The organism is Oerskovia enterophila (genome assembly GCF_044748475.1).
GTDB lineage: Bacteria > Actinomycetota > Actinomycetes > Actinomycetales > Cellulomonadaceae > Oerskovia > Oerskovia enterophila.
In genome coordinates this window covers 611,127-637,326 of the sequence record NZ_JBIVFZ010000001.1, presented here as the reverse complement: position 1 = coordinate 637,326, position 26,200 = coordinate 611,127, and the positions used below count along the sequence as shown (strand labels likewise).

Annotated in this window: 18 protein-coding genes; 9 read left to right on the top strand and 9 right to left on the bottom strand. The window is 72.2% G+C overall.

From position 1 onward, the window contains the following. The first annotated feature begins 144 nt into the window (after positions 1-144). Both ACIPWA_RS02725 and ACIPWA_RS02720 read left to right on the top strand, forming a co-directional pair. Positions 145-2,814: a fibronectin type III domain-containing protein gene (locus ACIPWA_RS02725; protein ID WP_400287962.1), complete on the top strand. Its 2,670-nt coding sequence runs from the start codon at positions 145-147 to the stop codon at positions 2,812-2,814. Between the two features lie 107 nt (positions 2,815-2,921). Then, entirely contained in the window at positions 2,922-3,806 is an 885-nt protein-coding gene (locus ACIPWA_RS02720) for an endo alpha-1,4 polygalactosaminidase (protein WP_400287961.1), read from the top strand. Here the strand turns inward: ACIPWA_RS02720 and ACIPWA_RS02715 are convergent. From ACIPWA_RS02715 to ACIPWA_RS02700, 4 genes are all read right to left on the bottom strand, one after another. Continuing rightward, entirely contained in the window at positions 3,785-5,236 is a 1,452-nt protein-coding gene (locus ACIPWA_RS02715; protein WP_068625233.1) for an alanine/glycine:cation symporter family protein, read from the bottom strand. The two genes, ACIPWA_RS02720 and ACIPWA_RS02715, sit on opposite strands and share 22 nt — an antisense overlap. Positions 5,237-5,315: 79 nt before the next feature. Continuing rightward, the gene (locus tag ACIPWA_RS02710; RefSeq protein ID WP_400287960.1) at positions 5,316-5,912 is read right to left on the bottom strand and encodes a YdeI/OmpD-associated family protein; all 597 of its coding nucleotides are present in this window, start codon (positions 5,910-5,912) and stop codon (positions 5,316-5,318) included. A gap of 135 nt (positions 5,913-6,047) precedes the next feature. After that, the gene (locus tag ACIPWA_RS02705; RefSeq protein ID WP_400287959.1) at positions 6,048-9,536 is read right to left on the bottom strand and encodes a GH92 family glycosyl hydrolase; all 3,489 of its coding nucleotides are present in this window, start codon (positions 9,534-9,536) and stop codon (positions 6,048-6,050) included. Between the two features lie 162 nt (positions 9,537-9,698). Beyond that, positions 9,699-13,307 (bottom strand): GH92 family glycosyl hydrolase, encoded by a 3,609-nt coding sequence (locus ACIPWA_RS02700; protein WP_400287958.1) that lies wholly within the window; start codon positions 13,305-13,307, stop codon positions 9,699-9,701. 218 nt (positions 13,308-13,525) lie between these two features. Here ACIPWA_RS02700 and ACIPWA_RS02695 point away from each other — a divergent pair, with 218 nt between their 5' ends. Continuing rightward, entirely contained in the window at positions 13,526-16,189 is a 2,664-nt protein-coding gene (locus tag ACIPWA_RS02695; RefSeq protein WP_400287957.1) for a DEAD/DEAH box helicase, read from the top strand. A gap of 6 nt (positions 16,190-16,195) precedes the next feature. Here ACIPWA_RS02695 and ACIPWA_RS02690 read toward each other — a convergent pair whose 3' ends face one another. Further along, entirely contained in the window at positions 16,196-17,146 is a 951-nt protein-coding gene (locus tag ACIPWA_RS02690) for an Acg family FMN-binding oxidoreductase (protein WP_400287956.1), read from the bottom strand. Between the two features lie 219 nt (positions 17,147-17,365). Here ACIPWA_RS02690 and ACIPWA_RS02685 point away from each other — a divergent pair, with 219 nt between their 5' ends. Then, positions 17,366-18,094, top strand: coding sequence for a VIT1/CCC1 transporter family protein (locus tag ACIPWA_RS02685; protein WP_056762462.1), 729 nt, complete (start codon positions 17,366-17,368; stop codon positions 18,092-18,094). Positions 18,095-18,113: 19 nt separating this feature from the next. Here ACIPWA_RS02685 and ACIPWA_RS02680 read toward each other — a convergent pair whose 3' ends face one another. Further along, positions 18,114-18,767 (bottom strand): FadR/GntR family transcriptional regulator, encoded by a 654-nt coding sequence (locus ACIPWA_RS02680; RefSeq protein WP_400287955.1) that lies wholly within the window; start codon positions 18,765-18,767, stop codon positions 18,114-18,116. A gap of 75 nt (positions 18,768-18,842) precedes the next feature. Here ACIPWA_RS02680 and ACIPWA_RS02675 point away from each other — a divergent pair, with 75 nt between their 5' ends. The 3 genes from ACIPWA_RS02675 (at position 18,843) to ACIPWA_RS02665 (ending at position 21,754) form a co-directional block, all read left to right on the top strand. After that, positions 18,843-20,108, top strand: coding sequence for an MFS transporter (locus tag ACIPWA_RS02675; protein WP_056647849.1), 1,266 nt, complete (start codon positions 18,843-18,845; stop codon positions 20,106-20,108). Positions 20,109-20,123: 15 nt separating this feature from the next. Then, positions 20,124-20,624 carry a Cys-tRNA(Pro) deacylase gene (ybaK, locus tag ACIPWA_RS02670; RefSeq protein WP_056647847.1) on the top strand — a complete coding sequence of 167 codons (501 nt, stop codon included), beginning with the start codon at positions 20,124-20,126 and terminating at the stop codon, positions 20,622-20,624. Positions 20,625-20,845: 221 nt separating this feature from the next. Continuing rightward, positions 20,846-21,754: a sulfurtransferase gene (locus ACIPWA_RS02665; protein WP_056647844.1), complete on the top strand. Its 909-nt coding sequence runs from the start codon at positions 20,846-20,848 to the stop codon at positions 21,752-21,754. 151 nt (positions 21,755-21,905) lie between these two features. Here the strand turns inward: ACIPWA_RS02665 and ACIPWA_RS02660 are convergent, their stop codons facing one another. Beyond that, positions 21,906-23,234, bottom strand: a complete 1,329-nt coding sequence (locus tag ACIPWA_RS02660) for a DUF1254 domain-containing protein (protein ID WP_068625226.1) — start codon at positions 23,232-23,234, stop codon at positions 21,906-21,908. A gap of 169 nt (positions 23,235-23,403) precedes the next feature. On the opposite strand from ACIPWA_RS02660, the gene ACIPWA_RS02655 reads away from it, so the two are divergent. Further along, positions 23,404-23,853, top strand: coding sequence for a SufE family protein (locus ACIPWA_RS02655; RefSeq protein ID WP_056647981.1), 450 nt, complete (start codon positions 23,404-23,406; stop codon positions 23,851-23,853). A 101-nt stretch (positions 23,854-23,954) separates the two neighbouring features. On the opposite strand, the gene ACIPWA_RS02650 is transcribed toward ACIPWA_RS02655, so the two are convergent. Further along, positions 23,955-24,422, bottom strand: coding sequence for a winged helix-turn-helix transcriptional regulator (locus ACIPWA_RS02650; RefSeq protein ID WP_400287954.1), 468 nt, complete (start codon positions 24,420-24,422; stop codon positions 23,955-23,957). 167 nt (positions 24,423-24,589) lie between these two features. Here ACIPWA_RS02650 and ACIPWA_RS02645 point away from each other — a divergent pair, with 167 nt between their 5' ends. Further along, positions 24,590-24,961, top strand: a complete 372-nt coding sequence (locus tag ACIPWA_RS02645) for a DoxX family protein (protein WP_068625225.1) — start codon at positions 24,590-24,592, stop codon at positions 24,959-24,961. A 120-nt stretch (positions 24,962-25,081) separates the two neighbouring features. Here ACIPWA_RS02645 and ACIPWA_RS02640 read toward each other — a convergent pair whose 3' ends face one another. Further along, positions 25,082-26,050: a bile acid:sodium symporter family protein gene (locus ACIPWA_RS02640; protein WP_400287953.1), complete on the bottom strand. Its 969-nt coding sequence runs from the start codon at positions 26,048-26,050 to the stop codon at positions 25,082-25,084. Between the last annotated feature and the right edge of the window lie 150 nt (positions 26,051-26,200).

The window sequence follows — 26,200 nt, the reverse complement described above, 5'->3', positions numbered from 1 at the left end:
GGGCAGGGAATGGGCACGAAGCGGACGTTTCGCGTTCATCGTCGGCTCACCCCGTAGCCACCCGGGTCAGGTGGGATCGGGATGGCGCCAAGGTCGCGCCGCCCAGCTGCCGCGCTCGCGCGCGGGACCGGACGAAGGACTGACATGACGCAGACGATGGACACCCCTGTCCGCCCGGTGCGGAGAAGCGTGCCCGCGCTCGCCCTCCTCACCCTGGTCGGCGGGCTCGTGCTCGCCGCCACCCCCACCCAGGACGCCTCCGCGGCGACCGCACCCGCCGCACCGCTGCTCACCACGGCGGACACCACCTGGAAGTACCTCGACGACAACACGGACCCGGGCACGCCCGAGAACCTGCTGTCGTGGACCCAGCCCGCCTACGACGCCTCGGCGTGGAAGTCGGCCAAGGGGTCGTTCGGGGCCAAGGGCGGCAAGCTCGCGGCCGTCGGGCCGCACACCCCCACGACCCTACTGACCCAGTACATCGAGGGGACCACGACCGACGTCCCCACGTTCTTCTTCCGCTCGACGTTCGAGTTCGACGCCGACACGGCGGACGAGCTCGAGAAGGTCGTCGGCAACGTCGTCTACGACGACGGGCTGGTCGTCTACGTCAACGGCGCCAAGGTCGCCGGCTTCCACGACGAGCGTGTCACGAGCACGACGACGAACCTGCAGTACGCGGGCTCGGGCGCCTCCGACCCGGTCGCGGCCTCGTTCGACCTCGACCCCGAGGCCCTGCTCGACGGGACCAACACGATCGCGGTCGCGCTCTACCAGGACCGCGCGTCGAGCTCGGACGTCTACTTCGACCTGACCTCGCTCACGCCGGTCGCCGAGGACGCCCCGGTCGTGGTCGCCCCGCCGACCCGCGTCATTCTCACCCCGACCGAGACGCCCGAGACCTCGCAGTCGATCTCGTGGCTCGCGGGCAGCGAGGCCGACACCACGGGACAGGTCGAGATCCGGCCTGCCTCCGGCGGCGCGACCCGCACGCTGCGCGCCTACGCCGCTGGCGCCGTCAACGGCAACGCCAAGCAGCACTTCTCGGTGACCGTGCCCGGCCTCAAGCCCGCGACCGAGTACTCCTACCGCGTCGGCGTGCCCGGCGCATGGACCGGGTGGAAGACCTTCGGGACGGCCGACCCGGCCGAGACGGACTTCTCCTTCATCTACTACGGCGACGCGCAGATCGGCCTCGACAGCACCTGGCCCAAGGTCGTCGCCCAGGCGCAGGCCACGGCCCCCGACGCGATCGGCTCGGTCCACGCGGGCGACCTGATCGACTCGGCGAGCAACGAGACCCAGTGGGTCAACTGGTTCAAGGGCATGGAGGACGCCGCGGCGACCAGCAACGTCATGGCCGCCCCCGGCAACCACGAGTACTCGGGCGACAAGAAGCTCGCCGCCTGGAAGGCGAACTTCGAGTACCCGCTCAACAACCCCACGACCGAGACCGTCGGCGAGCTCGCACAGCTCGCCGTGGGCGACACCCCCGTGGCCCGCCAGTACGCCGCCTACTTCGCGCACTGGAGCGAGTTCGCGGCCGAGACCGTGTACTTCACCGACTACCAGGGCATGCGCTTCATCACGATCAACGCGACCCGCGACACCGCGTTCCTCACGCCCGACGCGCTGCCCGCGTGCACCGGCACCGACTGCCCGCAGGCCAAGGTCGCCGAGCTCTGGACCCAGTTCCAGGCCGCGTGGCTCGACACCGTGCTCACCGAGAGCCCGTCGAAGTGGAACGTCGTGACCTTCCACCAGCCCGTCTACTCGACGTCGTCGGGCCGTGACGAACCCGTGCTGCGCAAGTACTGGGTCCCCGTGTTCCAGGAGCACGACATCGACCTCGTCATGATGGGTCACGACCACACCTACGCGCGCGGCTACAACGACGAGGACCGCACCGACACCGAGGGCGTGACCGACGGCCCCGTCTACATCGTGTCCAACTCGGGAGCCAAGCACTACGACCTCGCGGCCCCCGACAAGAACGTCTGGACCAACAACGGCGCGACCCAGGTGCTGCGCGGCGAGAAGATCACGACCTACCAGGTCGTCGACGTCACGGCGGACACCCTGACCTACAAGTCCTACATCGCCGAGAAGGTCGCGGGCGCGAGCACCGACCTTCCCGTGGGCGCGGTCTACGACGAGTTCACGGTCACCAAGCGCGACGACGGCACCAAGTGGGTCACCGAGGCCGGCGTCGCCGTCCCGAGCGAGGTGACGTTCACGACGCAGCCCGCCGCCGCCACCACGGTCGAGTCGGGCAAGAACGTGACGATCTCCTCGACTGCCGTCTCGACCTCGACGGCCACGCCCGCTCCCCGCGTCGCCTACCAGTGGCAGACCGCCGCTGCGGGCACCGACGCGTGGACCGACATCGCCGGTGCGACGTCGAAGAACCTCCTGCTCAAGAAGGTCTCGGCCACGACCGACCAGCACCGCTACCGCGTGGTCGCCACGGCCGGGAAGTCCTCGACGACCTCGGCCGTGAGCACCGTGACCGTGACCAAGGCGCCGACGACGCTCAAGCTCGCCGCGTCCTCGCTGCGCACGGGCGCCAAGCCGCGCGTGACCGCCAACGCGTCCGTGGCCGGGACGGTCGAGGTCACGGTCGTCTCGGGGATATTCCTGACGACCGCGAGCGTCCCCGTCGCGAAGGGTGCCACGACGACGGTCACGCTGCCCCAGTCGCTGCCCTTCGGCGTGAGCGGTGCGACCGTCCAGGTCACCGCGACGCTCACCCCGACCGACTCCGTCGAGTTCGCCGGCACGACCGCGGGGTTCACGACGAAGATCGGCTGACACCGGTCGGTTGCACCTCGGCCGGCCGGCTCCCGCGTTCTGCGGGGGTCGGCCGGCCGTGCCTCGCGGGACACCTGCGCACGGGTGCGCGGTGCGAGCATGGTCCCGTGCTCCCGACCCGCTCCGCGCTCCCGCTCGCCCTCTCGGCCCTCACCCTCGCGCTCCTCGCCGGGTGCACCGCTCCGGCGCCCGCGCCCACCTCGGCCCGTGACGACCTCGAGCCGACCACCTCGGTGAGCGACGCCGTCGGGCAGGAGGGCGCGGCACCCGCTCCCCCGCCCGCCGGGGCCGGGCTCGACTACCAGCTGGGCGGGGCCTACCCGCCGCCCGACGGCGTGACCGTCGTCGTCCGCGACGTCACCGACTCCCCCGCGGGCGCGGGCTACGACGTCTGCTACGTCAACGGGTTCCAGACCCAGCCCGGCGAGAACGAGACCTGGCTGCGCGACCACCCCGACCTGGTCCTGCGCGACGACGACGGCGAACCCGTCGCCGACCTCGGCTGGCCCGACGAGCTGCTCCTCGACACCTCGACCGACACCGCGCGCCGCGAGATCGCGCAGGTCGTCGGCGCACAGCTGGACGCGTGCGCGGACGCCGGGTTCGACGCGGTCGAGCCCGACAACCTGGACTCGTTCACCCGGTCGTCGGGGGCGCTCACGCGCGACGACAACCTCGCCCTGGCCGCGCTGCTGATCGACCGCGCGCACGCGCGAGGGCTCGCGATCGGGCAGAAGAACACGGTCGAGCTGGGCGAGGACGGTCCAGCGCTCGGCTTCGACTTCGTGGTCGCCGAGGACTGCGCCGTCCACGACGAGTGCGGCGACTACGCCGCCGCCTACGGCACGCGCGTCCTGGAGATCGAGTACGACGACGAGCCGGACCTCTCCGCCCGCCTCGCCGACGCGTGCGCGCGCGGGGTCTCGGTCGTGGGACGCGACCGCGCGCTCTCGACGCCCGACGACCCGGGCTACGCCTTCGAGTCCTGCTGAACCGGCGCCCACACGTCGCCCGGCACGTCCCCGGGCAGGTCGGGGTTCCCGACCCCGACGAACCGGTCGCCCGCCCCGCTCGCCCGCAGGCGCTCGAAGTCCTTGAGCGCCCCGAAGGCCCACCGGCCCAGCAGCGTGATCGCGACCAGGTTCACGAGGGCCATGAGCGCCATGGCGACGTCCGCGACCGCCCACACGGCCTCGAGCTCGACGAGCGACCCGATCCCGATCGCCGCGAGCACGAGCGTGCGCAGCGCGGTGAGCGCCTTGGCGCGGATGCCGAGGAACGTCAGGTTGACCTCGGCGTACGAGTAGTTGCCGAGCACCGAGGAGAACGCGAAGACGAACACCAGGATCGTCATGGGCCACACGGTCCACGACCCGAGCTGGGCCGCGACGGCCTCCTGCGTGAGCGAGGCCCCTGCCGCGTCGGTCGTGCTCCCCGGGTCGAACACCTCGGGTCCCGCCATGAGGATGATGAAGGCCGTCGCCGAGCACACCACGATCGTGTCGACGAACACGCCGAGCGACTGGATCAAGCCCTGCTTGGCGGGGTGCGAGACCGTCGCGGTCGCGGCCGCGTTCGGTGCGCTGCCCATGCCGGCCTCGTTCGAGAACAGGCCACGCTTGACCCCGTTGAGCAGCGCCGCGAGGATCCCCCCGGCCGTGCCCGCGACGGCCTGGTCGAGCCCGAACGCGCCCTCGACGATCTGCCGGACCACGCCCGGCACGGCGCCGAGGTTCATGAGGATGATCGTGGCCGCGAGCAGGACGTAGATGCCCGCCATGATCGGCAGCACGACACCCGCGACCTTCGCGACGCGCTTGACCCCGCCGAACAGCACGGGCGCTGCGAGGATCATGAGGAAGACCGCGGTCCAGCCCGGCGAGACGGCGTGCCCGTTGTCCAGGGCCTCGCTGATCGTGTTGGCCTGCACCATGTTGAACGCGAAGCCGAACGCGAAGATCAGCAGGATCGCGAACACGATCCCCCAGCGTCGCGAGCCCAGTCCGCGCTGGATGTAGTACGCGGGGCCGCCGCGGAAGGAGCCGTCGTCGGCACGGACCTTGAAGATCTGCCCCAGGGTCGCCTCGACGAACGCCGTAGCCATGCCGATGAGCGCGACGCACCACATCCAGAAGATCGCGCCCGGCCCGCCGAGCGTCAGCGCGATCGCGACGCCCGCGATGTTGCCCGTGCCCACGCGCGAGGCGAGACCCACGCAGAAGGCCTGGAACGACGAGATGCCGCCCTCGGCCGCGCCGGTCGAGCCGCCGACCAGCCGGAACATGAGCCCGAACATCCGGACCTGGACGGCGCGCGTGCGCACCGTGAAGTAGATGCCCGCGCCGATGAGGACGTAGATCAGGACGTAGGAGTACAGGAAGTTGCTGACCGGGTCGATCAGCGCCTCTTGCAGGACGTCCATGGGGTTCCTCCAGCCCGACGGCGGTTCTGCCGTCCGCAGGACGCTAACCTCTCGCGGTGGTCCTTGTCGCGACGGGCACTCAGCGCGGCTGCTCGCGCGCGCGCTCGCCGCGCTGGGCCTTCTGCGCGGTCTCGGCGATCCGGGCGGCGCGGGTCGGCGCCCGCCGGGCGTCCGCGATCCAGCCGAGGACGAGTCGGCGCACCCCGGGCGGGAAGGCGTCCCAGTGCTCCCGGGCAGGCGGCACGGCGGCGAACGCCGAGGCCAGGTCGTCGGGGACGATCAGCGCCTCGGCGTCGTCGTACCTCGTCCAGGAACCGTCGGCCTGCGCGGCCTCGACGACCGCGCGCCCCGCGTCGGTCATCCTCCCGTCCGTCTCGGCCCGCGCGACCCGCTCCTTGCTCAGGCGCGTCCAGCGGCTGCCGGGGCGCCGGCGTGTGAGCCACATCATCGAGCGGTCGTCGTCGATCGTCTGCACGGTCCCGTCGATCCAGCCGAAGCTCAGCGCCTCCTCGATGAGCGCGTCGTAGTCGATCGGGGCGCGACCGCTGGCCCGCCGCCACTGCACGACCCAGACCCCGGGGACCTCGTCGTCGTGGTGCTCGACGAGCCACGCGCGCCACTCGGCCGCGGTCTCGGGGTGGAAGCGGGGCGCGTCCGCGCGCCGGTCGGTCACCATCCGCCCAGACTGCCACGGGACCTCCCGTGGGTCCCGGCGAGACCAGCGGGTCCCGTCGGGGCCCGGCCCCCGCGGACGACGAGGGGAGGTGCTGGTCCGGGACGCGTCCGGACCAGCACCTCCCCGGCTCGTGGGTCAGCCGCAGGTGGTGGCGTCGTAGGACGCCACGACCTCCTGCGACCGCCCGTCCTGGGAGACCACGACCGTGACCTGCCCCGCCTCGACCGCGCCCGAACGCGTCGCGAACGACGCCGACGCACTCTTGCCCGGCGCCAGCCCCACGAACGACCTGCTGCCGAACGCCGAGGACACCTTCACGTCCACCGGGCGCTCCTCCGCGCTCACCGCACGCACCGAGACCACCACACGCCCCGCCACGCACTGCGCCCTGGCCGAGACCACCACGTCGAACACCGGCCCCACCACCACCGCATCGCTCGCCACCGCGAACACGTGCAGATCCTTGTTCCGCGGGAAGGTGATCGAGACGATCTTCTTCCCCTCGGGAGCCACGTAGGGGGCCGTGGAGAACACGAACGCGCTGTCCTTGTCCCCGTTGCGGCGGTCCATGCGCGCGACCACCGCGTTCCCCAGGACGGGGCTCCCGTCCGCGCTCGGCAGGACCCAGTCGCCGAACCCGACGGTCGTCGTGGCCGTGGTCCCGTCCTGGAACGTCACGGTCGCCTGGCCCTGCTGGGTCCCGTTGGTCGCAGCCCCGACGAGCGAGAAGCCCGCGCTCGGTGCCGGCAGGACGATCGTCTCGCCGTCGAGCGTGAGCGAGTCCGGTCGGCCCTCGGGCGAGGAGGGCCAGACGAACGGCAGGCCGCCGACGTCGTGCGCCGAGCCCGGCGTGAGCCCCGCCTGCGCGAGCGCCTCGCGCGAGAACGAGTTCCCCGCACCGTCGAAGTTGGCACCTGCCCGCTGGGCCTGGCTCGCGCTCCCGACCGTGTCGAACGCCGCGAACAGGCTGCCCTCGGCCGCGACCCGCACCGTGACCGGCACACGCCTCTCGGTGCCTCCGGCCGTGAGCGTGACCTCGACGTCGTAGAAGCCCTCGGGCACGTCCTGACCCACCGCGAAGGTGAGGTCACCGCGCAGGTGACCTGCGCCGTCGGGCACGAGGGTCTCGCCCGTGACCGTGATGTCCGCGGGCGCGTCGACCGCGACCGTGACCTGGGCGTCGAGGTCCCCGAAGAGCTGGGCGTCGACCGGCGACGTCGCCGTGCCGCCCGGAGCCACCGAGACGAGCGCGCTCCCCGCGTTCGCGACGAGCCCCTGCTCGCCCTCGCGGAACGACGGTGGCGAGGCCTCGGGCGACGTGCCCCAGGTCGTGTCGCGCTCGGCCGACAAGGCCAGCTCGACCACACCACCCTCGTGGATCAGTCCTTCGGGCAGGTAGGTCCTGTCCCAGGGCTGCCCGTCGACCGTCATGCCCGTGATGTACCGCTGGCCCGTCGACGCGCCGGGCGCCCGCAGGTCGAGCGTCTTGCCGTCGCCGAGGTCGATCACGACCCGGTCGAACCGCGGGGTGTTGATCGCCAGGACGTCGGTCCCGGGCGTCGTGGGGTACAGGCCCGCGGCGGCCCAGACGTACCAGCCCGCCTGCGCGCCCAGGTCGTCGTTGCCCGGCTTCCCGTCCGGTGTCGGGGAGAACAGGGTCGCGGTGATCTCGTCGACCAGCTCGGTCGTTCGCCAGGGCTGACCCACGTAGTCGTACAGCCACGGCACACCGAAGTTCGGCTCGTTGCCGATCCAGAGCCGGGGCTCGTTGGGACCCGAGTTGTGGGTCGTGGTGAACCGGTCGAGGCGCTCGGCCACGGCCTCCCGACCGCCCAGCCCCTCGGTCAGCGCCGCGACGTTCTGCGGGACGAGCCACGTGTACTGCTCGGCGTTGCCCTCGTCGAACCCCTCCTGCCCGAACCCGCCGCTGCCGTCCGGGACCACGAACGAGCCGTCCGCGTTGCGGGCCGCGACCGTGCTCGTGCTCGGGTCGAAGATGTTCTGCCAGTACTGGCCGCGCGCCTGGTACTCGGCCGCGGTCTCGTCCTGGCCCAGAGCCCCCGCGAGACGACCGATCGCGAAGTCCGCGACCGACCACTCGAGCGTGATGGACGCCCCGACCACGCGGTGGTCGCCCCGGAACTCCTCGGTCTGCGGGGCGTACCCGCGCTCGAGGTAGGTCCCGATCCCGTGCCGCTGGACGTACCCGCTCGGGGTCCGGCCCTCGGTCGTGGCGCCCTTGACCATGTACTCGAGCGCCGTCTCGGCGTCGAAGTCTCGCGCACCGAACGCGTACATGCTCGCGATGAGCGGCACCGAGCTGTCGCCCGTCATCTGCCCCGTGTACCCGTTGGCGACGGGCCAGCGCGGGAGCCAGCCCCCCTCGACGGCCGAGCTCACGAGCGACTGCGCCATGTCCGAGGCGCGCTCAGGAGCGAGCACCGCCTGGAGCGCACCGAGCGAACGGTACGTGTCCCAGTCCGAGAAGTTGGCGTACCGGGTGCGGCCGTCGGCGACCTGGTGGATCTGCTGGTCGAACCCGACGTAGCGCCCGTCGACGTCGTCGAACGTGTTGGGGTGCATCATCGAGTGGTAGAGCGAGGTGTAGAACATGGTCTTGTCGTCCGCGTCCTCGCCCGCGACCTGGACCTTGCCCAGCAGGTCGGACCAGGCCGCACGGTTGTCGTCGCGGACAGCGTCGAAGTCCCAGCCCGGGATCTCGGCCGCGAGGTTGGCCTGCGCGCCCTCGACGCTCACGTACGACATCGCGACCTTGGCCTGGACCGTCGATCCCGGCGCGAACGTCGTCCACGCTCCCGCGCGGCGGCCCTGCGCCGAGCGGTCACCCGTCGTGAGGGTCGTGCCCTCCCAGGTGCCGAACGACGAGAAGTCCTGGTCGAACTCGACCGCGTAGTAGAGCGTGTAGCGGTTGCCCTTGCCGCAGAACCCGCCGCTCGACACCGAGCCCGTGACGGTGCGGCTGCCGGTGACCTCGACCGTGGACCCGAAGACCGTGCCGAGCGAGCCGCCCGGGTTGACGATGACCTGCGCGTCACCTGTCTGCGGGTACTCGAACGTCATGCCCCCCGAGCGCGTCGCGGCCGACAGCTCGGCCTCGATGCCCGAGCTCTTGAGGGTCACGGCGTACCGGCCCACCTCGGCACTCTCCTGGTCGTGCGAGAACTCCTCCTTGCGGTCCCACGGCGCACTGCCCACGTCCCCCGCGACCGGCAGGATGGGGACGTCGCCGAACACCCAGCACCCCGCCGACGCGTGGTTCATCGAGAACCCGCGGATCGCCTGGTGCGAGTACCGGTACCCCGCGTACGCCCGGTCGCCGTTCCCGACCGACACCTGGGTGTCGGGCGAGAGCTGCATCATGCCGAACGGCATCGACGGTCCGGGGAAGTTGTTGATCTCCCCGACGACGCCGTTCGCCTGGCCCGTACCGACCATCGGGTCGACCAGGTCGACCGGGTCGGCCACGAGCCCGGCGTCGGACGCCCCGACCGCCGGCGCCGCCGGGGCGGCGGCCGCCGCCCCGCCCACGAGCCCCGCGCCCGCGACGGCTGCCGCGGCGAGTGCCGCGACGACCCTTCGTGTCCTGCCTCGTGCTGTTCTCACGCTCTGCTCCCTCGTTGGTCGTCCCTGACCTCGTGACGTGCTGCTGCGGTACGCCGGTCGCACCGGCGGACCGAGGCGCGCCCGCCCGTGTCCTGCGCGTCGGGCGGGGCGCGCCGACGGGCCCGCCCGGGGTTCCCTCTCCCCGGGCGGGCACGTGGTGGGTCAGTCGCAGGTGGTGGCGTCGTAGGAGGCCACGACCTCCTGCGAGCGACCGTCCTGGGAGACCACGACCGTGACCTGGCCGGCCTCGACCGCGCCCGAACGCGTCGCGAACGACGCCGACGCACTCTTGCCCGGCGCCAGCCCCACGAACGACCTGGACCCGAACACCGAGGACACCTTCACGTCCACCGGCAGGTCCTCACCGCTCACCGCACGCACCGAGACCACCACACGCCCCGCCACGCACTGCGTCCTCGCCGAGACCACCACGTCGAACTCAGGAGCCACCACCACCGCATCGCTCGCCACCGCGAACACGTGCATGTTGGTCGCGCGCGGCAGGGTGATCGTCGCGAGGGCCTTGCCCTCGGGGACGGCGACCGGAGCCGTGGCGTACAGGCCGCAGCCGATGCGCTGCGTCCCCGTGCCACTGCCTCGTGCCCCTGCCTTGGCGACGAGGATGTTGCCGGCCACGGGCGACCCCGTGCACCAGTCGCTCAGCTCGACGCGCGACGTCTGGCTCGTGCCGTCCGTGAAGCCCAGGACCAGGTCGCCCCCGTGCGTGCCGTTGTTGCTCGAGCCGACGAGCGAGACCTGGCGTGCCGTGCCGATGCTCGCGCGGACGTCGAGCACCTGACCGTTCGCGCGGACGTTGTCGGGCGCACCCGGCTCCTCGGCCGCGAGCACGTAGCCCAGCTGCGTGCCCGGGACGAGTCCCGGCACGCCCTGGACCGCGCCCTGCTCGGCGAGCAGGTCGCGCAGCAGGTAGGCCCCCTGCCCGTCGAAGTTCGCGTTGGCCGCACCGGCGTCGCCGATCCCGGCGTTGTCGAAGCTGCTGCGCAGCCACGACTCCTGCGCGACGACGACGGTCACCTCGCGGGAGACCTCGTGCCCCGCGGCGTCCGTCACGACGACCGTGACGGGGTACGCGCCGGGCGCGACGCCCGGCGCGGCCGAGAGCCTCAGCGGGATCTCGCTCGTGGCAGGCAGGCCGTCCGAGACGACGGACCACGGGCCCGAGCCGTCCTGGACCTGGACGGCGTCGCTCCCGGTCACCTGGATCTCGCCCGAGACGGTACCCGGGCCCTGCGCGACGACGCTCGCCACCAGGTCGACCGTCGCGCCCGGCCGGATGACCGGGTGCGCGGTCGAGAGGCCCGCGAACAGGCGGCTCACCTCGGCGTCGACCCGGTCGACCGCGCCCGGCGCGGCGTCGGACCCCGTGGCCCACGCGGTGTGCTCGGCGCTCGTGGTGAACGACAAGGTGCCCGCCGCGGTCAGCTCCGGGCCCGTGAGGTAGGCGCGGTCCACCGCGGTGGCCCCTGCGGTGACCGAGGCCGTGTAGCGGTTCTCGGTCGACGTCCCCGGGGCGGTGATGTGCAGCTCGCTACGAGGGTAGAACGACTCGTCGAGGTCGATCCGGACGTCGTCGAACAGGGGCGTCGAGAGGCCCCACGTGTCCGTGCCGGGCACGATCGGGTAGATCCCGAGCCCCGACAGGACGTGCCACGCGGACATGGTGCCCAGGTCGTCGTTGCCCGTGACGCCGTCGGGGCCGTCGGTGAAGAGGGTCAGGGCCGCGCGGACCACGTCGTTGGTCTTCCACGGCTGCCCGGTCCACAGGTACACGTACGGCGCGTGGAGGTTGGGCTCGTTGTTGGGGTTGTAGGTGTCCTGGTCGTAGTAGGAGTAGGTGCCGTTGACCCACACCTCGCGGGCCGTCTTCTCGGGGTCCACGAGCAGCTGGTCGTAGGCGAAGAACGCGTCGAGCGCCTCGTTGGCGGCGGCCGTGCCGCCGATCAGGTCGACGAGGCCCGGGACGTCCTGCTGGACGAGCCACTGGTACTGGACGGCGGTGCCCTCGTGGAACCCGTCGCTCTTGGCCGGGTCGGGGTCGCCCACGAACAGGCCGTCGGCGTTGCGGGCGCGGAAGGCCCCGGTGCGCGGGTCGAACACCGAACGGTAGTTCTGGCCGCGCGCAGCGTAGCGGTCGGCGTCCTCGTCATGGCCGAGGCCCCGTGCCATGGTCGCGAGCATCGCGTCCGAGAGCGCGTACTCGAGCGTGGCCGAACCGCCGTGCTGCAGGTCGTAGTCACCGGGCTTGCCCGAACGTCCTGGCTCGTGCGGGACGAACCCGCTCGCCAGGTACGTGTCGTTGCCCGCGCGCCCGTTGAACGGGGAGTCGGCGGGGGCCATGTTGTCGGCGCTCTGCTGGAGGACCGCGTAGGCCTCCTCCTCGTGCCCCGCGAGCAGCCCCTGGCTCCATGCGCTCACGAGGAAGGGCGTGGCCGGGTCGCCCGTCATGATGTTGGTCTCGACCGTGCCGTACCCCCAGCGCGGCAGCCAGCCGCCCTGCTCCGCGGCGCGGACCACGGACAGCGCCATGTCCTGCGACTCCTGCGGGGCGAGCAGCGCGAGCAGCTGCTGCTGCGTGCGGTACGTGTCCCACAGCGAGAAGTTCTGGTAGTACGTGAAGTCCTCGGCGACGTGGACCTCCTGGTCCCAGCCGCGGTAGCGCCCGTCGACGTCGGTGCCCGTGTTGGGGGCCAGGAAGCTCCGGTAGAGCGAGGAGTAGAACGTGCGCAGGTCGTCCTCGGCGCCGCGCTGGACGGCGACCGACCCGAGCCGCTCCTCCCATGCCGCGGTCGCGGCGGTGCGAGCCTCGTCGAACGTGCCCGCCTCGGCGTCGAGGTTCGCGGCCGCCCCGGCCGCGTCGACGTAGCTCATCGAGGTGGTCGCCTCGACGTCGAGGTCGCCGCCCGTGGTGTCGAACCGGAGGTAGGCGCCCACGCGGCCGTCGCCCGTGGCGGTCGCCGCGCCCGCCGTGACGGCGCCGCCCTGCCAGGTGCCGTAGGTCGTGAAGGGGCGGTCGAAGGTCGTGCGCGTGTGGATCGTGAAGGGCTGCGTGTCCTGGCAGAAGCCGCGCTGGGTGATGGTCGTCTCGACCGTGCGGTCGTCGATCACGGTCACGGTCGACCCGGTGACCCGGTTGAGGGCCTGCCCGGTGTTGATCAGCACGTTCGCCTTGTCGGTCGACGGGAACGTGTAGCGCTGGACCGCGGTGTGCTCTCCGGCCGTGAGCTCGGCGTCGATCGTGCCCGCCGACGCCTGGAGCCCTACGCGGTAGTACCCGGGCGAGGCCTCCTCGTCGTCGTGCGAGTACTTCAGGGCGTACTGCCCGTAGTCGGTCGAGGTGACGTCGCCTGTCGTGGGCAGGACCGGAAGCGTCCCGCCCAGCCCGCACCCGACCCCCGAGAGGTGCACGAGCGAGAAGCCTCGGATGCGGTCGCGCCCGTAGTCGTACCCGACGTTGTGGCCGTTGTCGGGCGAGAACTGCACCATGCCGAACGGGACGCTCGCCCCGGGGTAGGTGTTCCCGTCGTCCTTGGTCCCGATGAACGGGTTGACGTAGGAGACGAGGGGTTGGTCCACGGGGCCGACCTCGGCCTGGACCGCCGTCGGGGCGGCGGCCGGCGCCGCGCCCGCGGCCGGGATCGCGGTCGCTGCGGGCGCGGCCCCCACGAGGAGCGCGAGCGCCAGGGCGGTCGACGGGATCGGGCTCCGACGGTGCTGCTTCGAACGAGTTGTCGCGTGCTGACGAGGAGTCATACGGCTCGCCCTCCTGCCCACCACGGCGCGGGCTGCTCGGTGTACCCAGCGTCAGTGCTGGGCGTTCTGCACCTTTGCATGGCATGACAGCGCTGTCCACAGGAGCCATAAGGTTGCCGCCAGGTCGGACGACAGCCCTGCGACGCACCGAGGACGGCACCCGCGGGCAGGCGCAGCGCGGCCCACCGCCCGGCGCCCGCTCTGCGACAATGGCCACGATGAGCACCACGACCCCCACCACCCGTCCCGAGCCCGGCCTGGTTCGTCACCTGCCGGCACCGGACGGCTCGGGTACCCCGGACCCTGACGCCCTCTACGAAGGGTTCACCGAGTGGGCCACCGAGACGGGGATCGACCTCTACGCCCACCAGGACGAGGCCGTCATCGAGATCTTCTCGGGCGCGCACGTCATCCTGGCCACGCCCACGGGCTCGGGGAAGTCGCTCGTCGCGGTCGGCGCGCACTACGCGGCCCTCGCCGCGCACCGCGCGGGAGTCCCCGGCCGCAGCTACTACACGGCTCCGCTCAAGGCGCTCGTGAGCGAGAAGTTCTTCGCGCTCGTCGCGGTGTTCGGCTCCGCGAACGTCGGCATGATGACGGGCGACTCGTCGGTCAACCCGACCGCGCCGATCATCTGCTGCACCGCGGAGATCCTCGCGAACATCGCGCTGCGCGACGGCGCCGACGCGGACGTCGCGCAGGTCGTCATGGACGAGTTCCACTACTACGCGGACCCCCAGCGCGGCTGGGCCTGGCAGGTCCCCCTCCTCGAGCTGCCCCAGGCGCAGTTCGTCCTCATGTCCGCGACCCTGGGCGACACCTCGACGTTCACCGAGGACCTCGAGACCCGCACGGGACGCCCCGTCGCCGAGGTCACGAGCGCCGAGCGTCCCGTGCCGCTGACGTTCAGCTACGTCGTCGAGCCGCTCAACGAGGTCCTCGAAGAGCTCGTCACGACGCACCGCGCGCCGGTCTACGTCGTGCACTTCACGCAGAAGGACGCGGTGGACCGCGCCCAGGCCCTGCTGAGCATCAACGTCGCGAGCCGCTCCGAGAAGGACGCGATCGCGGCCGAGCTGGGCGACTTCCGATTCACCTCGGGGTTCGGCAAGACGCTCAGCAAGTTCCTGCGCCACGGCGTGGGCGTGCACCACGCGGGCATGCTGCCCAAGTACCGTCGCGTGGTCGAGCGCCTGACCCAGGCCGGGCTGCTCAAGGTCGTGTGCGGCACCGACACCCTGGGCGTCGGCATCAACGTCCCCATCCGCACGGTCCTCATGACGAGCCTCGTGAAGTTCGACGGCGAGCGCATGCGCCACCTCACGGCGCGCGAGTTCCACCAGATCGCGGGCCGCGCGGGCCGGGCGGGCTACGACACGCTCGGCGAGGTCCTCGTCATGGCCCCCGAGCACGTGATCGAGAACCGCAAGCTGCTCGCCAAGGCCGGGGACGACCCCAAGAAGCTCAAGAAGATCGTGCGCAAGAAGGCGCCGGCGGGAGCGGTCAACTGGACCGACGCGACGTTCGAGCGCCTGCGCGACGCCGACCCCGAGGCCCTGACCAGCCACTTCACGGTCAACCACGCCATGGTGCTCAACGTGCTCGCGCGCGGTGACAAGGGCGAAGACCCGGTCCGAGCCATGAAGCACCTGCTCACGGCCAACCACGACACCGAGGCCCAGCGCGAGCGCCACGTGCGCCAGGTGTTCCGCATCTACCGGTCGCTGCGCGTCGCGGGCATCGTCGAGCGCGTGCGCGTGCCCGACCCGACGTACCCGAGCGGGCAGCGCCCCACGGTGCGCCTCACGGTCGATCTGCCGCGCGAGTTCGCGCTCAACCAGCCCTTGTCGCCGTTCGCGCTCGCGGCGCTCGACCTGCTCGACGTCGAGTCCCCCACGCACGCGCTCGACGTCGTCTCGGTCCTGGAGGCCACGCTGTCCGACCCGCGCCAGGTGCTCGTCGCGCAGCAGCACCGCGCCCGCGGCGAGGCCGTCGCGGCCATGAAGGCCGAGGGGTACGAGTACGAGGAGCGCATGGCGCTGCTCGAGACCATCACGTGGCCCAAGCCCCTCGCAGACCTGCTCGAGCCTGCGTTCGTCACGTACAAGCACTCGAACCCGTGGGTCTCCGACGCCGAGCTCTCACCCAAGTCGGTCGTGCGCGACATGGTCGAGCGGGCCATGACCTTCGGAGAGTTCGTCTCGGTGTACGGCCTGGACCGCACCGAGGGCGTCGTGCTGCGCTACCTCGCCGACGCGTACCGCTCGATGCGCCAGACGGTCTCCGAGGAGCACCGCACCGAGGAGGTCCAGGACATCACGGAGTGGCTGGGCGAGCTGGTACGTGGCACCGACTCGTCGCTGCTCGACGAGTGGGAGCGCCTGGCCAACCCTGACGTGAGCGCAGGCGACGACGTCGACCCCCACCTCGGCGACGGCCCGCTGTCCGGAACGGGCGCCGAGGCGCCGGTCCGGCCCGTCACGGGCAACCCGCGCTCGTTCCGCGTCCTGGTCCGCAACGCCCTGTTCCGCCGGGTCGAGCTCGCGGCGCGCGAGAACTACGACGCGCTCGAGGCGCTCGACAAGGCGAGCGGCTGGGACGGCGACGCGTGGGCCGACGCCCTCGACCCGATGTTCGACCTGCACGGCAACGACGCGATCGGCGTGGACGCCGCAGCACGGTCGTCGGCCCTCGTGCAGATCGTCGAGAACGGCGTGCGCCCCGACGGCGAGCGCGTCGAGCCCGGCACGTGGTTCGTCCGCCAGGTGCTCGACGACCCGGCCGGCGACCACGACTGGGCGATCAGCGCCGTCGTCGACCTCGCGGCGAGCGACGAGGCCGGCGCCGTGGTGCTGAGCGTCGTGGCGGTCGGGACGATCTGACGCGACCTACCGGAGCACGTCGTCGGCCGGGCGGCGGGGCGTCCGCGGAGACGTCGCGCTGTACCCCAGCCGCAGCACCATCTGCGGCGCCCCGGCGTCGAGCGCCGCTGCGAGCGCGGCCCGCGTGGTCGGGTTCTCGAGGACGGTCGTCGCGAACGAGGCGTGCACGAAGTAGGTCGTCGCGGTCAGCAGGACACGCTCGAGCGCCTGGCCGGCAACGAGCCAGTCGCGCACGGAGTCGCCCGGGGTCGTGAGGACCGCGAGCGTCGAACGGTGCTCGAACGCGGCCCGGTCGCTCGTGGAGTCGCCGCCGAAGTGCCGCACGGGGGCCAGCGCGTCGTCGCTCGCGGGACCGAGCGCCGCGACCGGGATCCCGTCGAGCCGGTCGGGGTCGCTCGTGACCCAGCGCGCCTGCTCGACCCGGCCCGTGTGATCCATGCCGGCGGCCTCCTCGGCCTCGCGCACGAGGTCCAGCAGGACCGTCCGCTCGGGGGCCTGGGGGGCGAGCGTCACGAACCGCGCCCCCTCGGACGTCGCGGCCTTGTCGAGGTCGTCGACCACGTCGGCGTCGAGCGGCTGGTCCTCGAACGGCACACGGGACGTCGCGCGGCGCTCGATCGCGACCGCGAGGTCCAGCTCGTCGGCGTCGGGCAGGACACCCGGGACCAGGTCGACGCGGGCGACCAGGGCGGGGTCGGCGTCGTCGGGCAGCAGCGTCAGCACCGGACGGAAGGACTCGCGGCGTGCCGCGACGCGCAGGTTCGCGAGGAACGCTCCGCAGCTGATGAACATCTCGCGGCCCGCAGGGTCGGCGTGCGTCAGCCGGCGCGAGTCGTCGGCGCGCACGTCGAGCGTCGTGCCGTGCACGTGGACGGACCACGGCTGGGTGTTGTGCACGCTGGGGGCCCGGGACGCGGCCGCGAGGATCCGTTCGATTCGGGGGTCGTCGATGCTCATGTGCGTTCTCCCTGCTTCCGATGCGCCCCTGACGCATCCCCTGCCGGCGGTCACCTCTGCCACCTCGAGCCTCTCAGGACGAGCACCGATCGGCCAGGGACGAAGGTCCTCGCAGGCCTGAGGTGCAGGTCACACGCACGGCAGCCCGGGACGCGAGGCGGACGCGAGCACGTCGTGGCCCGCCACGACAGGCTCGCTCCCCCGCCCTACCGTGGCCTCATGAGCGCACGGGACCAGGAGACGACACCGCACGAGGGAGAGCAGCACCGGAGCGAGGGCACGGGCGCACGGCTCAATCGCCTGCGGGCCGGGGTGCTCGGCGCGAACGACGGGATCGTGTCGACCGCGGGCGTGGTCGTGGGCGTCGCCGCCACCAGCACGTCGATCCCCGTCATCGCGACCGCGGGCGCCGCGGCCCTGCTCGCCGGAGCCCTGTCGATGGCCGCGGGCGAGTACGTCTCGGTGAGCACGCAGCGCGACACCGAGGAGGCCATGCTCGCCAAGGAGCGCCAGGAGCTCGCAACCATGCCCGACGAGGAGCTCGCGGAGCTCGCCGGGATCTACCGGGCCAAGGGACTGACACCCGAGCTCGCGCACGAGGTCGCCGTCCAGCTCACGGCTCACGACCCGCTCGCGGCTCACGCGGACGCCGAGCTCAACATCGACCCCGACGACCTCACGTCCCCCTGGGAGGCCGCGCTCGCCTCGATCGTCTCGTTCACCGTGGGCGGGCTGCTCCCCCTGGCCGCCATCCTCCTGGCCCCCACCGCGGCCCGGATCCCCGTGACGTTCGTCGCGGTCGTCCTGGCCCTGGTCCTCACGGGCTGGGGCAGCGCGAGGCTGGGACGGTCCCCGACCCGGCGCGCGACGATCCGCACGGTCCTCGGCGGGGCGATCGCCATGGCCGTGACGTACGGGATCGGGTCGCTCGTCGACGTGAACGTCTAGCGGGAGCCGGCGTCGCGGTTCAGCGCATGAACGGCCCGAAGATGGCGGCGACCATCGCCGCCGCACGGTCGGGGTCACCGTCGGCGATCGCCTCGACCAGCTCGTGGTGGCGGCGGTGGGCCGCCTCCTCGTCGTCGCCCTCGCGCTCCTCGTCGCGCATGTGGACCGCGAAGACGTCGAGCATGCTGGAGTAGAGCTGCAGGTAGAGCGGGTTGTGCGTCGCCGCCACGATCGCGCGGTGCAGGGCGAGGTCAGCACTGGCCCGAAGGTCGCGATCGCCGGTCGACCAGACCTCTTCCCGTCGGTCGCGCAGCTCGCGCAGCAGCTCGACGTCGGCCTCCGAGCGACTCGATGCGGCGAGCGAGGCCGCGGTGCTGTCCAGGGCACGGCGCAGCTCCAGGTAGTGACGACGGGATCCCCCGGCGAGCTGCCGTTCGAGCGTGCCCGTCAGCTCGGAGCTGGAGATGACGAAGGTGCCCCGGCCCTGCTCACGGCGCAGCAGTCCTCCGTGCACCAGCGACTGGATCGCCTCGCGGACCGTGTTCCGCCCGACCCCGAACTCCGACACCAGATCGGCTTCGGTCGGGATCCGCTCGCCGACCGGCCAGCGGCCGGAGACCACCTCTTCGCGGAAGCGCTCGACGGCCTGGTCGATCAGGCCTGCTCGACGCACGGGCCGCCGTGTGTCAGACTCACCAGAATTCATCCCATGATCCCATCATTCACCGATCTCATCGTGGAGTTTAGCGTGACGACACTCTCTCCAGCGCGCATCCCGGTCCGCCGCGGACGCCTGACCGTGTGGGCCGGCCTTGCCGTCGCGCTGACGGCGGTCAACCTCCGGACGGCCGTGACCGGATTCACCCCGCTCCTCGAGATCATCGGAGCGGACCTCGGGTTCGGCGTGGCCCTGGCAGGCCTGCTCGGGACCGTGCCCGCGGCGTCGTTCGCCGTCTTCGGCTTCCTCGCCCCGGTCGTGACGAGGAGGTTCGGGCTCGAGCGCACGGCCACGGTGGCGCTGGGCCTGACGGCGCTCTCGCTCCTGGTGCGCGCCTACTCTCCGACGCCCCTCGCGCTCGTGCTGTCGACCGTGCTGGCCCTGGCCGGGATCGGCGCCGCGAACGTCGTGATCGTCCCCCTGGTGAAGGCCTGGTTCCCCGACCGGATCGCCCTGTGGACCTCGCTCTACCTGCTCCTGATGCAGACGGGCCAGTTCGTCGCCCCGCTGCTGGCCGTCCCGGTGGCGGAGGCGACGAGCTGGCGGCTCTCGGTTGGAGTCTGGGCGGTCCCGGCCGCGCTCGCCGCAGTGGTCTGGCTCGTCCTGGCATCCAGGCTGCCCGCCGACCACCACCGCCCCCAGGCGCCGGCGACGACCGGCGCGAGGCCGAGGATCAGCCGGTCGTCGACCGCCTGGGGCCTGGTCGTCCTGTTCGCGATGATGGCACTGTCCAACTACGGCATCATCACCTGGGTGCCGGCCGTGCTCACCGACGCGGGCGGGAGCCCGGCCCTGGGCGGCTCCATGATCGCCCTGTACTCGGCCTGGGGCGTGGCCGCCGCCCTGGTGGTCCCGCACGTCGCCACGCGCATGGCGAACCCCTTCGTCGTGGTCGTCGCGTGCTCGGTCGTCCTGACCGTCGGATACCTGGGCCTGATCCTGTCCCCGCTCGACGGCACGCTGCTCTGGGTGTGCGCGCTGGGCATCGGGGTGAGCACGTTCCCGCTCTGCATGACGCTGATCAACCGTCGGACCAGGACCCCGGAGTCCGCCTCGGCGGTGTCCGGCTTCGTCCAAGGAATCGGCTACGGCCTGGCCTGCTTCGGCCCGCTCGGCCTGGGTCTCCTCCGCGAGGCGACCGGTTCGTGGTCGGTCCCGCTCCTCGCGCTCGCCGCGACCGCCGTCCCCGGAGTGATCGCCGGCTGGTTCGCGTGCCGCCCGCGCTTCGTGGAGGACTCGGCGACGCGGCCGGAGCCCGCCTCCGCTCCTTCGCCGCGGCCGGAGACCCGCACCTAGGGGCACAATCTCCCTGTGGCCAAGAAGCAGAAGTCGTCCCACGCCGGCACGCCCGCGCTCGTCGCGCTCGAGAAGGCCGGCGTCCCGCACACCGTGCACCCCTACGAGCACGACCCGTCCTCCGACCTGAGCTACGGGCTCGAGGCCGCCGCGGCGATCGGCATCCCGGCCGAGCAGGTGTTCAAGACCCTGGTCACCTCGGTCGACGGGACGCTCGTCGTGGGCGTCGTGCCCGTGGACCGCAAGCTCGACCTCAAGGCGCTCGCGCACGCGGCCGGCGGCAAGAAGGCCGCGATGGCCGAGCAGGCCGCGGCCGAGCGCGCGACCGGGTACGTCGTGGGCGGCATCTCGCCGCTCGGCCAGCGCCAGCGGCTGCGGACCGTGATCGACGAGTCGGCGCTCGCGTTCGACGCGGTCTACGTCTCGGGCGGGCGCCGGGGGCTCGACGTCGGCCTGGCGCCCTCCGACCTGGTCTCGCTCACGGGCGCGGTGACCGCTCCCATCGCGCGGGACTGACGGGCCGCCCTCCCGGCCGCCCGCGGCGCTGCTCTCCCCCGGGTAACACTGTCTCAGCATGTGCGACGGGCCTTCCGGTCCGTGGACAGCGTTCCTAGAGTGACGAACGTGCCCGAGCGGTACCCACCGCGCCGGCACGCTCCGCTCGACCCCGCCTGCGCCGTCCTGCGTGCATCTCCGCCACCCGCCTCTGCCAGCCCATGAGCCCTCAGGAGGACACCATGTCCGCTCCCCTCGACACGACCGAGAAGATCGCCGCCTACGCCCACCCCGACCGCCTCGTCTCCACGGACTGGCTCGCCGAGCACCTGCACGACGAGAACGTGGTCGTCGTCGAGTCCGACGAGGACGTGCTGCTCTACGAGACCGGGCACATCCCGGGCGCGGTCAAGGTCGACTGGCACACCGACCTCAACGACCCCGACCTGCGCGACTACCTCGACGGCAAGGGCTTCGCCCAGCTCCTGGGCTCCAAGGGCATCTCGCGCGACACCACGGTCGTCCTGTACGGCGACAAGAACAACTGGTGGGCCGCGTACTCGGCGTGGGTCTTCACGCTGTTCGGCCACGAGGACGTCCGTCTCCTCGACGGCGGGCGCGGCAAGTGGATCGCCGAGGGCCGCGAGACCACGACCGACGTCCCCACGCCCGAGCCCGTCGAGTACCCCGTGGTCGAGCGCGACGACGAGACGATCCGTGCCTTCAAGGAGGACGTGCTCGCTCACCTGGGCAACGGCCCGCTCGTCGACATCCGTTCGCCCCAGGAGTTCACGGGCGAGCGCCTGCACATCCCGGACTACCCCGAGGAGGGCGTGCTGCGCGGCGGTCACATCCCCACGGCGCGCAACGTCCCGTGGGCGACCGCGGTCGCCGAGGACGGCACGTACAAGTCGCGCGAGGAGCTCGAGGCGATCTACCAGGACGGCGGCCTGGGACTGTCGACCGACGACGACGTCATCACGTACTGCCGCATCGGCGAGCGCTCGAGCCACACGTGGTTCGCGCTGACGTACCTGCTGGGCTTCGACAAGGTCCGCAACTACGACGGCTCGTGGACCGAGTGGGGCAACGCGGTCCGCGTCCCGATCGTCAAGGGCGCCGAGCCGGGCGAGGTCCCCGCGCGCCTCTGAGGTGACGCCCCGCGCGGGGCACCCTCCTGATGCCCGACGGCGGTGGGCCGGGTCGCGCACCCGGCCCACCGCCGTCGGGCATCTCGCGTTCTCACGGCCGGACGCCGGGGAGACGGCACGACCTGGCCGCTCGCCTGCCCGGCGCCTCCGTTCAGGCCTTGCGCACGACCGGCGGGACCCAGCGGCCGTCGAGCGCCTCGGGCAGCGGCGCGTAGAGCCGCATGGTCACGCCCACGGGTCCCCGCGGGGCCGGGAGCCAGTTCGACTCACGGTCCGCCCCGGGGCTCTCGTGCTGGAGATACAGGTCGAGCGACCCGTCGGGGCCGTAGCGCAGGTCGTCCCGGTCCCCGATCGCGAACCGGTCCAGGGCGTTGGCGACCTGGAAGCCCTCGGCGTCGTACATGGTGACCGACCAGAAGGCCGCTGCGGGCGGGAGCTGGTCGGCCTCGAAGTGCAGCACGTAGTCGTGGTCGCCGTTCACGGGCTCACCGTCCGCGTCCGTGACGAGCATCGGGTAGATCGCGTCCTCGACCGGGTTCGCTCCCAGACCCACGAGGGTGACGAAGGCTCGCTGGAGGTAGTAGTTGCCGTAGACGCCCATCGGCTCCCGGAAGAGCGACCACCCGTTGGCTGTGATCCCCAGCGTCGGCTGGGACTGCGCCAGCAGCTCGCGCGCGCTCGCTGCGCCCGCCTCGATCTCGACGATCTCGGCCTCGTCGAACTGGCCGGGGTCGAACTCGTCGCCCGGGACGATGCCCAGCGAACCGATGCGAGCCAGGACCGAGAAGTCCGTGGGGTGCGGCGGGTTGGTGTCGAGCAGGCGGGTCGCGTAGGTGAAGAAGTCGACCGCGCTGAGGGCCTCGACCTGCCGCAGCGGCTCGGTCCGCGTGTCCGCGGTGGGGTCGATCACGAACGGCGGGCGATCACCCAGCGCGCGCACGCTCATGCCGTCCTGCACCGCGTGCACGGCCGGGTAGTCCGCGGGGCCGTTGGTCTGGATGCGACCGATGGCCCACACGTGCGGGGTCGGCGCGACGATCAGCGCGACCTCCTCGGGCAGGTCGTCGTAGAACTCGGTGAGGTCGCCCTCGTAGTCGGGCCCCACGACCAGGTAGTCGCCAGCACCCGTCCCGGTGGTGCGCTTGCCGATCGTCGCGAAGACGTCGGTCCACATGTCCAGGAGGGGCAGCATGTAGTAGCGGTCGTCGGTGTCCGGGACGTGCAGCAGCACCGGGCCGTCGGTCAGGTCGAGCCACAGGTTCGCGTAGAGGGTGTCGAAGTTCGGGCGGACGACCGCCCGGAAGTCGGCGGGCGGGAACGCGCGCAGGTGGTGGAACGTGTTGGGCGGCCCGAACCCCGGGCGGACCCCCGCCTCCACGTTGGTGCCCTGGCGACGCGTCAGGTCCATCGTCACGAGCGGGTAGAGATAGAGGTACGCCTCCTGGCTCAGCGTGCGCAGATCGTTCGACAGCTTTCCCATGACGCTCCGTCCCTCGGCGCCGAGGGTCGGCGCGCTCGGGCCCAACGTATCCACGGCCGTCGGGCGGTGCGCGGCGAGCGTGGGCGATCTTCCGGAAGCATCACGGTGAGCCCGTCCGCAGGGCGGGCGCGGGCTGCCGCTCCGCGCCCTCGGGTGGGAGGATCGACGGATGACTGACGACGCCACGACCGAGCTGCCCCCGGTCCTCGCCGAGATCCGCGACGACTTCCTCGCGCTCGGCGAGCGTGACCGGCTCCAGCTCCTGCTCGAGTTCTCGCGCGAGCTGCCGGACCTGCCCGCGCGCTACCAGAACGCCCCGGGGCTGCTCGAGCGCGTCGAGGAGTGCCAGTCCCCCGTGCGCGCGTTCGCCGAGGTCGAGGCCGACGGCGTCCACCTCTACGCGACCGCCCCGGCCGAGGCCCCCACGACCCGCGGGTTCGCCTCGATCCTGGCCCAGGGGCTCGAGGGGCTGACGCCCGAGCAGGCCCTCGCGGTGCCCGACGACTACCCGTTCACGATCGGGCTGACCAACGCGGTGAGCCCCCTGCGCCTCAACGGCATGACGGGCATCCTGCTGCGCGCCAAGCGTCAGATCCGCGACCAGGTCGCGGCGGGCTGAGGAGCCGCCGCGGGGACGCCCGGCCCCGGGGTCGAGACGACGCGTACCGCACGTCGCCTCGCTGAGCGATCACGTCGCCCGGCTCGTCCACCCGACCGACGTCACGCCTGACCGCCCGCGGCCTGCGCGTCGAAGCCCTCGCGGTGCCCCTGGATCTCGTCGGTGTTCTCCATCGCCCACTGGACCAGCGCGAGCACCGGCGGCAGCAGCGTGCGCCCCAGGTCCGTGAGCTCGTAGTCGACCCGCGGCGGGACGACCGCGTGGACCGTCCTGCTCACGAGCCCGTCCCGCTCGAGCTGGCGCAGGTTGAGCGTGAGCATCCGCTGGGAGATGCCGCTGATCCCGTGCAGGAGCTCGGTGAACCGCAACGGACCACCCGAGAGCGTACCGAGGATGAGGACGCTCCACTTGTCGCCGACCCGGTCGAGCACGCGCCGGACCTCGCTGGTCGCGTGGTCGGCGCCGCAGCCGCCACCGTCGGGGACCGGCACCTGTAAGGCGTCGGGGACCGGCACCTGTAAGGCGTCGGGGACCGGCTCCTGATGGGCGCCCGTGGCCGTCGTGGTCATGGACTCTCCGTTTCCTGACCCACCGGGAACACCGGTGTGCCTTTTGTAGACCTCCTTCAGGTTACCCATGATGTCCTCCGGCACAAAAGGTGACTGACCAGACGGGCAGTTACTCGTGGCCCTCTCCACCGTGGCGCACGTCGCGCCACCGACCTCGAAGGAATCACATGAACGTCGCCCTCTGGATCGCCGCTGGACTGCTCGCCGTCGCCTTCGCCGGCGCGGGCTTCATGAAGCTCACGACCCCGGCCGGCAAGCTGATGGAGCAGATGCGCTGGGTCACGCCCGAGCGCCTCACGGCCGTGCGCGTGCTCGGGGCGCTCGAGCTGCTCGGCGCGATCGGCCTGATCCTCCCGATCGTCACGGGCATCGCCCCGATCCTGACCCCGATCGCCGCGACCGGCCTCGCGATCACGCAGATCGGCGCGATCCCCCTGCACGCGCGCCTCGGCGAGAAGCAGTCCGTGCCGGTCAACGCCCTCCTGCTGCTGCTCGCCGTGTTCGTCGCCGTGGGGCGCTTCGCCGGCTGGGGCGCGTGACGCCGTCGGGCGGATGAGAGCGGACGCACCGCGGCGGGCGCGGCGTCCGGCCCCTCGACCGGGGACTGCCTGGACGGCCCGCTCCCCGCGGGCCGTCCCACGGCCCGGCCGGCCCAGCCCTCAGGCCGCGTCGCGCAGCGCGAGGCGCCGCGCGAGCACCGCGCACACGATGAGCTGGAGCTGGTGGAAGACGATCACGGGCACCGCCACGGTGCCCGCGACCGCGACCGGGAAGAGCACGGCGGCCATGGGCAGCCCCGTGGCCAGGCTCTTCTTGGACCCGCACATGAGCAGCGCGATGCGGTCCTCCACGCCGAGCCGCAGCCCGGCCCCGCCCCACCACGTGACAGCGAGCATGACCACCAGGATCAGGGCGCTGATCCCGACGAGCGCGACGATCGTCCACGCCGAGATCCCGGCCCACACCCCCGCGCTCGTCGCAGCGGCGACCGCACCGAAGACCACGATCAGGATCGTGCCGCGGTCCACGGACAGCGTGAGCCACCGCCGGGCCCGGACCCACCGGCCGACGAACGGCTGCAGGAGCTGGCCCACGACGAACGGGGCGAGCAGGTGTACCAGGACGTCACGCAGGCCGCTCAGCCCACCCGTCGCGCCGCTCGACGACATGAACCACAGGACCAGCAGCGGCGTCACGACCATGCCCACGACGTTCGAGACCGTGGCGCCGCAGATCGCCCCGGCGACGTTCCCGCGCGCGACCGACGTGAACGCCACGGACGACTGGACGGTCGAGGGCAGCAACGACAGGAAGAGGATGCCCGCCGCGAGCGGCGCGCCGACGAGCGGGGTCACGGCCCAGGAGACCGCGAGGCCGACGAGCGGGAAGACGACGTAGGTCGAGGCGAGGATGCCGCCCTGGAGGCGGACGTTCTTGAGACCCGCCCACACCTCGGTGGTCGACAGGCGCATGCCGTAGACCAGGAAGAGGACGGCGACCGCGACGTCCGCGACCGCGTCCACGACGCGCTGGGCCTCTGCGGGGACCGGGACCACGAGCCCCAGGACCATGGTCGCGACGAGCGCCACGATGAACGGATCGACCCACTGCTTGAGAACCTGGCGCACGAGGACCGAGTCTAGGTGTCGCGGGGCGAGGGCCCGCCGGCTGCCCGCCGGGCGACCGTCGACCGTCGACCCGCGGGCGGCTCCTACGACGGACCAGGACCGGCGGGGCCTCGAGGCCCCGCCGGTCCTGGTCCGTCGTTCCGTGGGTGC

Bases quoted from the DNA above. Each gene is read 5' to 3' on its own strand.
- ACIPWA_RS02650 (WP_400287954.1), bottom strand. From the start codon at position 24,422: ATGACCACGACGGCCACGGGCGCCCATCAGGAGCCGGTCCCCGACGCC.
- ACIPWA_RS02665 (WP_056647844.1), top strand. From the start codon at position 20,846: ATGTCCGCTCCCCTCGACACGACCGAGAAGATCGCCGCCTACGCCCAC.
- ACIPWA_RS02715 (WP_068625233.1), bottom strand. From the start codon at position 5,236: ATGGACGTCCTGCAAGAGGCGCTGATCGACCCGGTCAGCAACTTCCTG.
- ACIPWA_RS02695 (WP_400287957.1), top strand. From the start codon at position 13,526: ATGAGCACCACGACCCCCACCACCCGTCCCGAGCCCGGCCTGGTTCGT.
- ACIPWA_RS02700 (WP_400287958.1), bottom strand. From the start codon at position 13,307: ATGACTCCTCGTCAGCACGCGACAACTCGTTCGAAGCAGCACCGTCGG.
- ACIPWA_RS02690 (WP_400287956.1), bottom strand. From the start codon at position 17,146: ATGAGCATCGACGACCCCCGAATCGAACGGATCCTCGCGGCCGCGTCC.
- ACIPWA_RS02685 (WP_056762462.1), top strand. From the start codon at position 17,366: ATGAGCGCACGGGACCAGGAGACGACACCGCACGAGGGAGAGCAGCAC.
- ACIPWA_RS02710 (WP_400287960.1), bottom strand. From the start codon at position 5,912: ATGGTGACCGACCGGCGCGCGGACGCGCCCCGCTTCCACCCCGAGACC.
- ACIPWA_RS02645 (WP_068625225.1), top strand. From the start codon at position 24,590: ATGAACGTCGCCCTCTGGATCGCCGCTGGACTGCTCGCCGTCGCCTTC.
- ACIPWA_RS02660 (WP_068625226.1), bottom strand. From the start codon at position 23,234: ATGGGAAAGCTGTCGAACGATCTGCGCACGCTGAGCCAGGAGGCGTAC.
- ACIPWA_RS02655 (WP_056647981.1), top strand. From the start codon at position 23,404: ATGACTGACGACGCCACGACCGAGCTGCCCCCGGTCCTCGCCGAGATC.
- ACIPWA_RS02725 (WP_400287962.1), top strand. From the start codon at position 145: ATGACGCAGACGATGGACACCCCTGTCCGCCCGGTGCGGAGAAGCGTG.